Below are 12,347 nucleotides of genomic sequence, written 5' to 3'. Positions count from 1 at the left end.
CGCCGGACTTCAAAGGGAAGTGATAGAGGGATGCGTAAAAGCTGCACGAGCTGATAGAGCGTTGCAGGAAAAGCTGCAGGAGCTGATGGAGCGTTGAAGGAAAAGCTGCAGGAGCTGATAGAGCGTTGGAATGCCGGGTTGGACAGCGGCGTATCCGCAAGCGCCCCAGCCACCTACGCTTGCAGCGCCTGGTTACCCAGCCACCGCCGCCTTCGCCGCCTGGGAGGCCGCCATCCACTCGCTCAGCCATGGGGCCCGGACGGTGGACGTGATGCGGCAGTCGGCCACGAACGTGCCCTTGGCGCCGGCGTCGATCCAGTCCTGAAGCGCGGAAAGGTCGGCGAGCGAGCGGATGACCGCGGACTCGGCACCCAAGGCCCGGGCAACCCCGCTGAAATCCACCTCGGGGATCAGCATCGGCTTCTCGGTGAGGCCCTGCGAGCCGTACTGGTGGATCTCGGCCCCGTAGGCGGCGTCGTTGTAGATCACCACAATCGCGCTCCGGGCCGCACCGATCAGGGATTCGAGGTCGGCCAGGCCCATCAGGAACCCGCCGTCGCCCGAGGCCAGCACCAGGGTGCGGCCGTCCTCCAGCGCACGGGCCGCCCCGACGGCGCTCGCGAGTCCCAGCCCGATGGACTGGAAGGCGGTCCCGACCATCACCAGGTCCTGCGGCCGCGGGATGTTCCAGTACATGGGCGCCCAGCCGATGAAGTGCCCGCCGTCCTGGACCACCGTGCGGCGCTCCGGCAGCACGGCATTCAGCGCCGTGGCGAGGGCCCGCGGGTCCAGCCGGCCGTCCGCCGTCTCCGCAGTACCGGGGTGGTGGGCCGGCCCCTCGGCCAAGCGCTTCCGGGCCTCCGCCCGCCAGACGCGACCCGCAACGTCACCGTCCAGCAACTGGAGCAAACGTCCCGCGGCGGCCTTCACGTCCGCGCTGACGAACAGGTCCACCCGCGGGTTGGTCGGCTGCAGGGCGGTGTCGATCTGGATGACCGTGCTTCCCGGGCCGAGCAGGTGCCCGAACCGCAGGGTGAACGGGCTCAGGCTGGCCCCGGCCACCAGGACCACGTCGGCCTCGCCCATGAGGCCCGCCGCGGTGTCGGTGCCGAAACCGCCCGCGACGCCCAGGTACCCCTCGCCATTGAGGAGGTTGAGCGCCAGGGCGGTTCCGGCGGTCAGTGCGCCCAGCCGGTCGGCGAGTTCGCGGAGCTCCGGACCGGCGCCGGCGAGGTGCGCGCCGCGGCCGGCGAGGATCAGCGGCCGCCTGGCCCCGGCGAGCAGGCGGGCCACCTGCCCAAGGCTGGCGCCGCCGTCGTGCGTTCCGTGGGGTGCGGACGGCGCGGGAAGGTCCTCGTCCCCGGCCTCCAGCGCGGCGAGGTCGTACGGGATGGCAAGCACGACGGCGGTGTGCCGGGTGAGTGCGTACTCCACTGCCTGCCGAGTGATAGCGCCGGCGGCGTCGCGGGTGACGGTGAAGGTGGCCGCGCCGAGGCCCGCGGCGATGGCCGCCTGGTCCACGTCCCAGGGCCGGGCACCGCTGGTGGGGGCGTCCCCGGTGACCAGCACCACGGGGATCTGCGCCTGGACAGCTTCGGCCAGGGCGGTGAGCGCGTTGGTGTAGCCGGGGCCATAGGTGGTGGTGCCCGCGGCGAGCCGTCCGGACGCCCGGTAGTAGGCGTCGGCCGCGGCGATGGCGGCGCCCTCGTGCCGGACGGGGGAGAAGCGCAGGCCCAGCTGCTCCGCGGCGTCCAGGAAGTAGGCGTTGCCGTTGCCCATGACGCCGAAGACGTCGCTGACATAGCTGCTGAGAACCTGCGCCACGCGGCCTGAGACGGTGAGAGTAGTCATGCAGGAATCGTGTGGGACGGTCGCCGGATAGGCAACACCCTCAGATCTAGCTAGGACTTTTGGCAGCAGAAGTAGTCAGAGCTGACAATTTGCCCACTTGTGGCCTACGTCACCGGTATCTAATCCGAAGCGCGGGATTCCTGCTCGGACAGGCGGCTGATGAGGCCGTCGTAGCGGGGCGGCATGAGTTCCATGACGGAGATGGCCGTGCTGGTCCGCTGGATCCCGTCGATTTCCAGGATCTGGTTGGTGATGCGGTAGAGGTCCGCCGTGCCGCGGGCCACCACCTTGGCCATGAGGTCCGCGTCGCCGGTGGTGGCGTGCACCTCGATGACCTCCGGGATGGCGGCGAGGCCGCTTTCCACCGAGCCGAACCGCGTCTGGCTGATTTCCAGGGAGAGGAAGGCCATCAGTTCGTAGCCGAGCGCGGCGGGGTCCAGCCTCCGGCTGAAGGAGCGGAGCGCGCCGCTGCGCTCCAGCCGCGCCAGCCGGGCGTGGACGGTGTTGCGTGCGACGCCGAGGGTCCGGGAGAGTGCCAGGGCGCTGGCCTCGGGGTCCTTGTCGAGGGCCAGGATGATCCTGCCGTCGAGGGAATCGAGGGTGCGAAAGTTCGTGATGGTCATATTTTCACCAGGGGTACTAGAAGTTGGGCAGAAGTCCCAAGCACAAAAGCGTATCCTGCAATGTGGGTCGGGTCACAACCATGATCAGTCCTCACGAGCGGTGGTGCACTCATCCGGGTTTCCCCATAGTCTGGCCGGGTGGATACAGGCACCGTGAAGTCCGGGGGACAGGTTGACAGGCAGTCGCGGATTCTGGAGGCGGCGCTGGATCTGCTGTCGCGCCACGGCATCTCTGGTGTCAATATGCGCGCCGTGGCGCGCGAAGCCGGCGTGGCACTGGGGCTCGTGAACTACTACTACGAAGACAAGTCGAGCTTGGTCCGCGCGGCCTTGCAGCGAATCGACGAGCATGACCTGAGGCTGGTGGAGCCCGAGCCGGCGTCGCCCCCGGACGAACAGCTCCGCAAGGCCCTCCGGCGCGTCGCGGGCCCGGAACTCCTGACCACACGCTATCTGTCGCTGCGTCTCCACCTGTGGGCTCTGGCGCAGGCCCATGAAGACTTTGCACAGATCAACGCGGCGGCGTTCGAGCGGTATCTCGATGGGCTCGCCGCGCTGATAGGGAACGCCAAACCCGAGCTTTCCCGCGATGACTGCAGGGAGCGGGCAGCCGACATTGTCGTCGTACAGAACGGCATGTGGCTAACAGCGCTCCTTGGCATAGACAAGGCATCCATCCAGCGAAGCATCGCCCGCACGGAGCACATTGCGTTCGCCGCTCCGCGGGAAAACGATCGCGCACTGGGCGAAGCCTAGGAGTCCTAGAAACTCCCTCATCCAGCGGAAGCGGCTTTGCGACCGTTGTTGAACATTTGTTCAGATTTCCCCTTGAACGTTTGTTCAATATGGACTAATCTGCTTTGTATGACCTACGCCACACAGTTCACTTCGAGGACGTCGACGTGGGCTCCTGCGGGCGGCGCGAAGTCCTAGGGACCGAAGAGTCCTCCGCCAGGACAGCCACGATCCAACCGCCTGGCCCCTGCGCGCATGTGCCTCAAGCACCAGCACCGGGGCGCCCCCTGACAGCAGGTCGGCAAATCGTCCCGCCGCGGCGGATCGGGAGCCACCACCAAGACCGTCGCCGTACTACTAATCCCGCACCACCCCAAGGAGAACCATGACGGATACCGCATCCACCCTGTTCATCAACGGCTCATGGGAGCCGGCCGCGTCCAGCGCGGTGCGTGAAATTCGCAACCCGGCCGACGGCGAACTGGTCGCCACGGTGTCCGAGGCCGGGCGGGAAGACGCCGAGCGGGCCATCGCTGCGGCCCGTGCAGCCTTCGACTCCGGCGTCTGGTCCTCGGTCCCGGCTCCTGAGCGCGGCGCGTTCCTCCTCAGGGTCGCCGCGGAACTGCGCGGCCGCCGCGAGAAATTCGCCCGCGCCGAATCGCTGGACACCGGAAAAAGGATCATCGAAAGCCGGATCGACATAGACGACATCGCCGCCTGCTTCGAATATTTCGGAAGGCTGGCAGGTCAACAGTCGGGCCGCGTGGTGGACCCCGGGGACCCCGCCGTCGTTAGCAGGATTGTCTACGAGCCCGTGGGTGTCTGCGGCTTGATCACCCCGTGGAACTACCCCCTGCTCCAGGCTGCGTGGAAGATCGCGCCCGCGCTGGCCGCCGGCTGCACCTTCGTCCTCAAGCCCTCCGAGCTGACCCCGTCCACCGCGATCCTGACCATGCAGCTGCTGCAGGACCTCGGCCTTCCGGACGGCGTCGCGAACCTCGTGACCGGAGCCGGCGCGGAGGCGGGGGCACCGCTCTCTGAACACCCCGACGTCGACCTGGTCTCTTTCACGGGCGGATTGGAGACCGGCAAGCGTATTGCCGCGGCTGCTGCCGGCACCGTGAAGAAGGTGGCGCTGGAGCTCGGCGGCAAGAACCCCAACGTGGTATTCGCCGACGCGGACTTCGACGCCGCCGTCGACAATGCGCTGAACGGGGCGTTTGTGCACTCCGGGCAGGTCTGCTCCGCCGGGGCGCGGCTGGTGGTCGAGGAATCGATCGCCGAGCGCTTCGTCGATGAGCTGGTCCGCCGCGCCCAGGACATCCGCATCGGCGGCCCGTTCGATGAAGCTGCCGAAACCGGACCGCTGATTTCCGCGGCCCACCGGGAAAAGGTCCACGCCTATGTCCAGCGCGGAGTGGAGGAGGGTGCACGGCTGCGGTGCGGTGGCGCGGCGCCTGAAGGGGAGCGGTACGACGCCGGTTTCTACTACCAGCCAACCGTCCTGGACCGCGTGCAGAAGGGGATGTCCGTCGTCGTGGATGAAGCCTTCGGCCCGGTAGTGACCGTTGAGACCTTCCGCACCGAAGACGAGGCGGTGGCCACCGCCAACGACACCATCTATGGGCTGGCCGGGGCGGTTTGGACCCAGGACGCCGGCAAGGCGCAGCGTGTGGCGGGCCGGTTGCGGCACGGCACCGTCTGGATCAACGACTACCATCCCTACCTCCCGCAGGCCGAGTGGGGCGGCTTCGGCCAGTCCGGCGTCGGCCGCGAGCTCGGGCCGACCGGCCTGGCGGAATACCAGGAGTCCAAGCACATCTACCAGAACACCAGCCCGCAGGTGACGGGCTGGTTCGCTGACCACGGCAAGGAGAACTAGATGCACATCGACAACGTCGAGAACCTCAACGACCGAGGGTTCGACTACATCGTCATCGGCGGCGGATCCGCCGGAGCTGCAGTCGCTGCCCGGCTGAGTGAGGACCCGGCAGTGTCCGTGGCGCTGGTGGAGGCCGGCCCGGACGACCGCGGGGTGCCCGAGGTACTGCAGCTTGACCGCTGGATGGAGCTGCTGGAATCCGGCTACGACTGGGACTACCCGGTGGAACCGCAGGAGAACGGCAACTCCTTTATGCGCCACTCCCGTGCCAAGGTCATGGGTGGCTGCTCCAGCCACAACTCCTGCATCGCCTTCTGGGCGCCGCGCGAAGACCTGGACGAGTGGGAGTCCAAGTACGGCGCCACCGGCTGGAACGCTGAGGCGGCGTGGCCGCTGTACCAGCGGCTGGAGACCAACGAGGACGCCGGCCCGGACGCGCCGCACCACGGCGACTCAGGCCCCGTGCACCTGATGAACGTGCCCCCGGCGGACCCCGCCGGCGTCGCGCTCCTGGATGCCTGCGAACAGGCCGGCATTCCGCGCACGAAGTTCAATACCGGCACCACGGTGATCAATGGCGCGAACTTTTTCCAGATCAACCGCCGCGCGGACGGCACCCGGTCCTCCAGCTCGGTCTCCTACATTCACCCGATCATCGAGCGCGGGAACTTCACCCTGCTGACCGGCCTGCGCGCCCGCCAACTGGTGTTCGACGTGGACAAGCGGTGCACCGGCGTCGATGTCGTGGATTCAGCGTTCGGCCGGACTCACCGGCTCAACGCGCGTTGCGAGGTGGTCCTGTCCACCGGGGCCATCGACTCGCCCAAGCTGCTCATGCTCTCCGGCATCGGCCCCGCCGCGCACCTCGCCGGGCATGGTATCGAGGTCCTGGTGGACTCGCCCGGCGTCGGCGAGCACCTGCAGGACCACCCCGAAGGCGTCGTGCAGTTCGAGGCCAGGCAGCCGATGGTGCAGACGTCCACGCAGTGGTGGGAGATTGGCATCTTCACGCCCACCGAGGAAGGCCTGGACCGCCCGGACCTGATGATGCACTACGGCTCCGTCCCGTTCGATATGAACACCCTGCGGTACGGCTATCCGACCACGGAGAACGGCTTCAGCCTCACCCCGAACGTCACGCATGCCCGCTCCCGCGGCACGGTCCGGCTGCGCAGCCGGGACTTCCGCGACAAGCCGATGGTGGATCCGCGGTACTTCACTGATCCTGAGGGCCACGACATGCGCGTCATGGTCGCCGGCATCCGCAAGGCCCGCGAAATCGCCGCCCAGCCTGCCATGGCCGAATGGACGGGCCGGGAGCTCTCGCCCGGCATTGAAGCGCAGACCGATGAGGAACTGCAGGACTACATCCGCAAAACCCACAACACCGTCTACCACCCCGTCGGCACCGTCCGGATGGGCCCGGTCGACGACGAGATGTCACCGCTCGATCCCGAGCTTCGGGTCAAGGGCGTCACGGGCCTGCGCGTCGCCGATGCCTCCGTCATGCCTGAGCACGTTACGGTCAACCCCAACATCACCGTCATGATGATCGGTGAACGCTGCGCGGACCTCATCCGCGCCAGCCGGACCGGTGAAACAGTGATGGCGGAGGCGGAGCTCAGCGCGGCCCTCGCCTGACCGGATCCGCCCGCGGCGGGATCCGGCGCTGGTTGGACAGACCCGGTGGAGGGTTCATCATGTTCCCTCCACCGGGTCTTTCCGTATCAGCTCGGGCCTGCCGCGCGAAGGGGATTATTCTTGAACATTCATTTTTTAAAAGTCTTGAACACATGTTCAATGTGAACTAATCTCCTCATATGACCTGCGCCACACCCAGCGGACTCGCTTGGGCTCCTCTCACAGGGGAACCGGCGCAGGCACAGCCAGACTAGGCAAAAAACTTTGGGGGAAGCGGCCGGGCCCACAATCGGTGCCCTGCCGTTGATTTCGCCCGCGTCCAATGGCGGTCACGGGCAATCACCATCGTGCTTTTCTGACTTAGGAGTCCAGATATTGGAACGCAATAAGAGTATTGATTCATGCGGCACTTCCGCCCACACGAAACACCCCCATGATCTGCCGTGCACAATGAGAGGGACGAGATGAGTCAGATAGCCGACGCTCCGCCCGTAACAGTTACTGGAGGCGGAGACACGACCCCCGTGGCTCGAACCCGCGTCAATTGGAACGTCTTCATCGGATCGGCCACCGGGATCCTCGCGATCGCCCTCTGGGCCATCAGCGACGCCGCAGGCGCCGAGGCCCTGATCGGGTCCATGGTCACCTGGGTATCCACCAACATGGGGTGGTACTACTTCCTGATCGTTACCGTCGTGGTGGTGTTCGTCCTGGTCCTCGCCCTGACCCGGGTGGGCAAGACAAAGCTCGGCCCGGACCATTCGAAGCCGCAGTTTAGCATGTTCACCTGGGCGTCGATGCTCTTCGCAGCGGGCATCGGCATCGACCTGATGTTCTTCTCGGTGTCCGAGCCCGTGACCCAGTACCTGGCTCCCCCGCAGGGTGATGGCAGCACTGTCGAGGCCGCCCGGCACGCCATGGTCCTCACTCTGTTCCACTACGGAATCACGGGCTGGGCACTGTACGCGCTCATGGGGCTGGCCCTGGGCTACTTCGCCTACCGGCATAATCTGCCCCTGAGTATCCGCAGCGCGTTGTATCCCATCTTCGGCAAGAAGATCAACGGTCCGCTCGGCGACGGCGTGGACATCGCAGCCCTCCTCGGGACCATCTTCGGCATCGCCACCTCCCTGGGCATCGGCGTCGTGCAGCTTAACTACGGGCTCAGCCTCATGTTCGGCTTGCCCGAAAACGTCGCTGTCCAGATCGGCCTGATCGTGGTGGCCGTTGTCATGGCCACCGCGTCCGTGCTCTCCGGCGTCGAGAAGGGAATCCGCCGGCTCGCCGAGCTGAACGTGATCCTCGCCCTCGTCCTGATGGTGTTCATCCTCCTGACCGGCAAGACCAGCTTCCTGCTGGACGGGATCATTCAGAACACCGGTGACGTGCTCAGCCGGTTCCCGGCCATGACGCTGGACACCTTCGCCTATGACCGGCCCGGTGACTGGATGCAGGGGTGGACACTCTTCTTCTGGGCATGGTGGATTGCCTGGGCGCCCTTCGTAGGACTCTTCCTCGCGCGCATCTCCCGCGGCCGCACCATCCGACAGTTTGTGCTGGGCACGCTCATGGTCCCCTTCGCGTTTATCCTGGTGTTCATCTCGATCTTCGGCAACAGCGCCCTCGACATCGTGATGAACGGTAATGCTGCCTTCGGTGAGACGGCGATGGCCCAGCCGGAGCGGGCGTTCTATGGCCTCCTCGAGCAGTACCCTGCGGCGCCGCTGATCATCGGGGTGGCCACCTTCACAGGGCTGCTCTTCTACGTTACCTCCGCAGATTCAGGTGCCCTCGTCATGGCCAACTTCACGAGCCACCTGAAGGACGCCAACGCCGACGGACCCAAGTGGCTTCGCGTCTTCTGGGCCCTGGTGACCGGACTCCTGACGCTCGCGATGCTGACCGTCGGCGGTGTGACAACTCTGCAGAACGCGACGATCATCATGGGTCTGCCGCTCTCGATCCTGCTGCTGTTCATCATGCTGGGCCTCTACAAGGCCCTGCGCGTGGAGAACGCGCTGGCGGACAGCTACCGCGCGAGCCTGCCGGGAATCATCTCCGGCCACAGCGCGGACGGACCGCCGTCGCGTACCTGGCGGCAGCGGCTCAACCGCGCCATGACCTACCCGGGGCCGAAGCAGGCGAACCGCTTCGTGGACACCGTGGCGCTGCCCGCGTTGCAGGAGGTGCACGACGAGCTGAAGGCGCAGGGCGCCAACGTGAGCCTGACGACGGGCATCATCGAGACCTGCGGCATCCGCCACGTCGACCTGCTGGTGAGGCTGTGCGATGAGCGCCCGTTCAAATACCAGATCTACCCGGTCCAGTACGACACCCCGTCCTACGCGCCTGGAATTGCCGGGCTCGAACCGAAGTACTACCGGATGGAGGTCTTCTCCCTCGAGGGGAGCCACAGCTACGACCTAGCCGGCTACAGCAAGGAACAGGTCATCACCGATGTCCTTGACCACTACGAAACCCACCTCGAATTCCTGCACCTGAACCGGGCGGTGCCCGGTACCACAGCCGTCACCGAGGACCAGGCGGCCAAGGACAACTGGGAATCCGACTTCGTGCACCAGGAGGAGACAAAGTGACATAACGTCTCCTCTGCGGGAGGCCAGCAGCTTGAGTTCTAGCGGTCGTTGCAACACCCAAGATTTTTGGGAGTTGCAACGACCGTGCCGCATTTAAGCGAGGCTTCGTCTCCGCCCCGGAAGTATGCGAGAGCGCCAGGGCGCTGGCTTCGGGGTCCTTGTCGAGGGCCAGGATGATCCGGCCGTCGAGCGAATCGAGGGTGCGCGGGTTCGTGATGGTCATATTTTCACCAGAGCTACTAGAAGTTGAGCAGAAGTCCCAAGCACAAAAGCGTATCTTGCTATGTGGGCCGGGTCACAACCATGATCGGTGCCCATGACCCCTGAACAACTCCTGACAAGGCCGGACACCGCGCTGCCCACCCTTCGCGGCGCCGTGGCCGGGCTTCCGTCCTACGTCCCGGGCCGCCGGGGTGCCTGCGCGGACATCGCAGCCCTGGCCAGCAACGAAAGCCATTACGACCCGCTGCCCGCTGCCGAGGCTGCGGTGGCCGAAGCCGCCGGCACCATGAACCGCTACCCGGACAGCGCCGCCGTCGAACTCCGCGAACGGCTCGCCCGGCACCTGGGCGTCACCGCGGGGGAGGTCGCGGTGGGGCCCGGCAGTGTGGGCGTCCTTCAGCAGATCATCACTGGACTGTGCGACGCCGGGGATGAGGTGGTCTTCGCGTGGCGCTCCTTCGAGGCGTACCCCATCCTGGTGGAGCTGGCGGGCGCCCGGCCGGTCCGCATCCCGCTGGACGAGGCCGAGGGCCACGACCTGGACGCGATGGCCGCCGCCGTCACCGAGCGCACCAAGGTGATCCTGCTCTGCACCCCCAACAACCCCACCGGCGTGCCGATCAGCCACGACCGCGTCGAGGACTTCCTGCAGTCCGTGCCGTCCAGCGTCCTGGTGGTGATCGACGAGGCCTACGTGGAATACGCCGAGGCCGGCAGCGGCCCCGACTCCCTGGCGCTCTACCGCCGGTACCCGAACGTCTGCGTCCTGCGCACCTTCTCCAAGGCCTACGGGCTCGCCGGCCTCCGCGTGGGTTATGCAATTGCGACGCCGGCCATCGCCGAGGGCCTGCGCCGCACCGCCCTGCCCTTCGCCGTGAGCGCACTGGCCCAGAAGGCGGCCGTCGCATCGCTGGACGCGGGGGAGGAGATGGCAGCGCGGGTTTCCGAGGTGAGGCAGGAGCGCGCCCGGATGGCCGCTGAGCTGGAGGCGCAGGGCTGGAAGCTGCAGCCAAGCCAGGGCAACTTCCTGTGGATCCGCACCGATGAGGACCTCCGGGCGAAGCTGGTGGAGGCTTTTGATTCCGCTGGCATCCTGGTCCGGGCGTACCAGGGCGACGGCGTGCGGATCACCGTTGCCGACCCCGCCGCCAACAACCGCGTGCTCCGGGTCCTCGCAGCCCACGCGGCCTGAAATACCTACTCCAAATCCCCAACCCCGTTCCACCTACTAACTAGAGGAATCCCCATGGAACAACAGACAAAGACGTCTGACCGCGCCCTCGGCGCGGCCCTCAAACCCCGGCAGCTGACCATGATGGGCCTGGGCAGCGCGATCGGCGCGGGCCTGTTCATCGGCTCCGGCGCGGGCATCCAGGCCGCCGGCCCGGCGGTGCTGATCTCCTACCTCGTGGCCGGCACCCTGATCATCCTGGTGATGTGGGCGCTCGGTGAGATGGCTGCTGCCGACCCGGACAGCGGCGCCTTCTCCGTCTACACCGCCAAGGCCTACGGGCCGGTGGCCGGTGCCACGGTGGGCTGGCTCTGGTGGCTGCAGCTGGTGGTGGTCATCGCGGCCGAGGCGCTCGGTGCAGCCGGTTTGCTGGCCACCATCTTCCCGGCCCTGCCGGTGTGGCTGATGGCCTTCGTGTTCATCGTGGTGCTCACCGCCGTGAACCTGACCAGCGTGAAGAACTTCGGCGAGTTCGAGTTCTGGTTTGCCCTGCTCAAGGTGGCGGCGATCGTCGCGTTCCTGCTGGTGGGTTTCGCGCTGCTGTTCGGCTTGGTGCCGGGCGTGCAATCGCCGGGCCTGGCCAACTTCATGGGTGAAGGTTTCGCGCCCAGCGGGTTTGCCGGGATTGCGACGGCGCTGTTCGTGGTGGCCTTTGCGTTCGGCGGTACCGAGATCGTGTCCGTGGCCGCAGCAGAGACCGCGGAGCCGGCCCGCAGCGTGAAGAAGGCCGTCCGGACGGTGCTGTGGCGCATCCTGGTGTTCTACATCGGTGCCATCTTCGTGATCGCGGCCGTGGTTCCCGTCGGGTCGGAGGGTTTGAAGAGCCCGTTCGCCGCGGTGCTGGAGGCTGCCGGCATGCCCGGCGCAGCCACTGCAATCACTCTGGTGGCCGTCGCCGCACTGCTCTCTGCCCTCAATGCCAATCTCTACGGTGCTTCCCGGATGGCGTACTCTTTGGCTGAGCGCGGTGAGGCGCCGCGCGTTCTGGCCTCGGTTTCGAAAGCCCGCGTTCCGGTGGTGGCGGTTCTGGCCAGCGTCGCCTTCGGCGTTGTCACGGTGGTACTGGAGATGGCGTTCCCCGAGATGGTGCTGGGCGTCCTGCTCAATATCGTGGGCTCGACGTGCCTGCTGGTGTGGACGTCCGCGCTCCTGGCCCAGCTCGCTCTGCGCCTCCGCGCCGACCGCGAGGGAACGGAGCTTCCGCTGCGGATGCCCGGGTTCCCGTGGCTTACGGGCCTTGGCCTGCTGATCCTGGCGGCGATCTTCACCGTGGGCTTTATCGGCGAGGATTCGCGGCCGCAGCTGCTGAGCACTTTCGCGCTCGTGGCGGTCCTGGCCGTGGGGTGTTGGCTGAACCACCGGAAGCGGGACGATCGGCCACGCGTCGAAGCATCAGACGGTGACAATCAGCCGGTGCTCATCGACTGAACAAGGCGCTTTGAACCACTTCGGTAGTTTAGTTCGTGCACGAACTACTTGTTTATATGGGCTACTACTGGCTTATCACGAAGCGGAAGGGCTGCACTCTCCAGATGATAATCGACATGGCCCTTTGGCATTGCCGA

The 12,347-nt window shown here is 66.5% G+C and carries 8 protein-coding genes and 1 pseudogene; 6 read left to right on the top strand and 3 right to left on the bottom strand.

Going from position 1 to position 12,347, the window contains the following annotated elements; translation table 11 throughout:
• Positions 1–192: 192 nt before the first annotated feature.
• The gene (locus AC5RT3_RS17770; protein ID WP_494124806.1) at positions 193–1,851 is read right to left on the bottom strand and encodes a thiamine pyrophosphate-binding protein; all 1,659 of its coding nucleotides are present in this window, start codon (positions 1,849–1,851) and stop codon (positions 193–195) included.
• A gap of 119 nt (positions 1,852–1,970) precedes the next feature.
• On the bottom strand, positions 1,971–2,474 hold the full coding sequence (locus tag AC5RT3_RS17765; protein WP_494124805.1) for an Lrp/AsnC family transcriptional regulator: 504 nt from the start codon (positions 2,472–2,474) through the stop codon (positions 1,971–1,973).
• A 138-nt stretch (positions 2,475–2,612) separates the two neighbouring features.
• Here AC5RT3_RS17765 and AC5RT3_RS17760 point away from each other — a divergent pair, with 138 nt between their 5' ends.
• The 4 genes from AC5RT3_RS17760 (at position 2,613) to betT (ending at position 9,329) form a co-directional block, all read left to right on the top strand.
• Complete coding sequence (locus AC5RT3_RS17760; RefSeq protein WP_494124804.1) at positions 2,613–3,230, top strand: TetR/AcrR family transcriptional regulator; 618 nt, start codon at positions 2,613–2,615, stop codon at positions 3,228–3,230.
• 364 nt (positions 3,231–3,594) lie between these two features.
• Positions 3,595–5,091, top strand: a complete 1,497-nt coding sequence (locus AC5RT3_RS17755; protein WP_494124803.1) for an aldehyde dehydrogenase family protein — start codon at positions 3,595–3,597, stop codon at positions 5,089–5,091.
• Positions 5,092–6,732, top strand: coding sequence for a GMC family oxidoreductase (locus tag AC5RT3_RS17750; protein WP_494124802.1), 1,641 nt, complete (start codon positions 5,092–5,094; stop codon positions 6,730–6,732). It begins immediately after the preceding gene.
• 464 nt (positions 6,733–7,196) lie between these two features.
• A complete protein-coding gene (betT, locus tag AC5RT3_RS17745) occupies positions 7,197–9,329 on the top strand; it encodes a choline BCCT transporter BetT (RefSeq protein WP_494124801.1) in 2,133 nt (710 codons plus the stop codon).
• A gap of 115 nt (positions 9,330–9,444) precedes the next feature.
• On the opposite strand, the pseudogene AC5RT3_RS17740 reads toward betT, so the two are convergent.
• A pseudogene (locus tag AC5RT3_RS17740) lies at positions 9,445–9,552 on the bottom strand (Lrp/AsnC family transcriptional regulator); the annotation flags it as partial.
• 93 nt (positions 9,553–9,645) lie between these two features.
• Here AC5RT3_RS17740 and hisC point away from each other — a divergent pair.
• Both hisC and AC5RT3_RS17730 read left to right on the top strand, forming a co-directional pair.
• On the top strand, positions 9,646–10,743 hold the full coding sequence (gene hisC / locus AC5RT3_RS17735; protein ID WP_494124800.1) for a histidinol-phosphate transaminase: 1,098 nt from the start codon (positions 9,646–9,648) through the stop codon (positions 10,741–10,743).
• Positions 10,744–10,797: 54 nt separating this feature from the next.
• On the top strand, positions 10,798–12,210 hold the full coding sequence (locus AC5RT3_RS17730) for an amino acid permease (protein WP_494124799.1): 1,413 nt from the start codon (positions 10,798–10,800) through the stop codon (positions 12,208–12,210).
• Positions 12,211–12,347 lie beyond the last annotated feature (137 nt).

The organism is Arthrobacter sp. Y3221159, from assembly GCF_059089885.1.
The sequence above is the reverse complement of the archived record's forward strand: the minus strand, read 5'-3'. Positions and strand labels throughout refer to the sequence as shown.

What these genes read in the sequence shown, in the direction of transcription:
- AC5RT3_RS17770 (WP_494124806.1), bottom strand. Translation starts at nt 1,851, where the DNA reads ATGACTACTCTCACCGTCTCAGGCCGCGTGGCGCAGGTTCTCAGCAGC.
- AC5RT3_RS17765 (WP_494124805.1), bottom strand. Translation starts at nt 2,474, where the DNA reads ATGACCATCACGAACTTTCGCACCCTCGATTCCCTCGACGGCAGGATC.
- AC5RT3_RS17755 (WP_494124803.1), top strand. Translation starts at nt 3,595, where the DNA reads ATGACGGATACCGCATCCACCCTGTTCATCAACGGCTCATGGGAGCCG.
- AC5RT3_RS17750 (WP_494124802.1), top strand. Translation starts at nt 5,092, where the DNA reads ATGCACATCGACAACGTCGAGAACCTCAACGACCGAGGGTTCGACTAC.
- betT (WP_494124801.1), top strand. Translation starts at nt 7,197, where the DNA reads ATGAGTCAGATAGCCGACGCTCCGCCCGTAACAGTTACTGGAGGCGGA.
- hisC (WP_494124800.1), top strand. Translation starts at nt 9,646, where the DNA reads ATGACCCCTGAACAACTCCTGACAAGGCCGGACACCGCGCTGCCCACC.
- AC5RT3_RS17730 (WP_494124799.1), top strand. Translation starts at nt 10,798, where the DNA reads ATGGAACAACAGACAAAGACGTCTGACCGCGCCCTCGGCGCGGCCCTC.